Raw genomic sequence first — 1,406 nt, 5'->3', positions numbered from 1 at the left:
CGCAGGATGGTGCCGGAGCCCATCAGCTGAACGTGGTGCGCCGCATCGCGAGTGTCTTCCTCGAGCAGGTACATGCCTTTCTTGATGCCTTCTTCGGCACCGGCCGGCATGGCTGGCTGCTGGTACGACTCGTTCATCACGGTGATGTAGTAGAAGACGTCCTGTTGCTCTTCGGTCATCTTCTTCATGCCGTCCTGGATGATCACCGCCAGCTCGTAGCCGTAGGTTGGATCGTAGGTGCGGCAGTTCGGGATGGTCGCGGCCAGCAGGTGGCTGTGACCGTCTTCGTGTTGCAGGCCTTCACCGTTCAGGGTGGTACGGCCGGCGGTGCCGCCGATCAGGAAGCCACGGGTACGGCTGTCGCCAGCGGCCCAGGCCAGGTCGCCGATACGCTGGAAGCCGAACATCGAATAGAAGATGTAGAACGGCAGCATCGGCTGGTTGTGGCTGGAGTACGAAGTACCGGCAGCGATGAAGGAGCTCATGGCGCCCGCTTCGTTGATGCCTTCTTCGAGGATCTGGCCCTTCTTGTCTTCCTTGTAGAACATCACCTGGTCTTTATCGACTGGCTCGTAGAGCTGGCCGACGGAGGAGTAGATGCCCAACTGACGGAACATGCCTTCCATACCGAAGGTACGGGCTTCGTCCGGGATGATAGGGACGATGCGCGGGCCGATTTCCTTGTCCTTGACCAGTTGCGCGAGGATCCGCACGAAGGCCATGGTGGTGGAAATTTCACGGTCGCCGGAACCGTCGAGGATAGCCTTGAGGGTATCCAGGTCCGGAGTCGGCACGCTGAAGCTCTGTGCGCGACGCTGTGGCACGAAGCCGCCCAGTGCAGTGCGGCGCTCGCTCAGGTAGCGGGCTTCGGCGCTGTTCGGCTCTGGCTTGAAGAACGGCAGGTTCTCCAGCTCTTCGTCCTTGACCGGAATGTCGAAGCGGTCGCGGAACAGCTTCAGGCTTTCGACATCGACCTTCTTGGTATTGTGCGCGGTGTTTTTCGCTTCGCCGGCACCGGTGCCATAACCCTTGATGGTCTTGGCCAGGATGACGGTTGGTTGTTCTTTGTGGTTGACCGCTTCGTGGTACGCCGCGTAGACCTTGTACGGGTCGTGGCCGCCACGGTTGAGTTTCCAGATTTCGTCGTCGGACAGGTCCTCAACCATCGCCTTGAGTTCTGGCGTGTTGAAGAAGTGTTCGCGCACGAACGCGCCGTCTTTGGCTTTGTAGTTCTGGTACTCGCCGTCGATGACTTCGTCCATGCGACGTTGCAGGATACCGTCGACGTCTTTGGCCAGCAGTGGGTCCCAGAAACGGCCCCAGATGACTTTGGTCACGTTCCACTGTGCACCGCGGAACACGCCTTCGAGTTCCTGGATGATCTTGCCGTTGCCGCGAACCGGGCC

The 1,406-nt window shown here is 60.0% G+C and carries 1 pseudogene; it reads right to left on the bottom strand.

The features are described from left to right. Positions 1-1,406 (bottom strand): annotated as a pseudogene (gene aceE / locus D8V06_RS29700) (pyruvate dehydrogenase (acetyl-transferring), homodimeric type); the annotation flags it as partial.

Source organism: Pseudomonas sp. Sample_24, assembly GCF_004307605.1.
Taxonomy (GTDB): Bacteria; Pseudomonadota; Gammaproteobacteria; order Pseudomonadales; family Pseudomonadaceae; genus Aquipseudomonas.
This window is presented reverse-complemented; position numbering and strand designations above follow the sequence as displayed.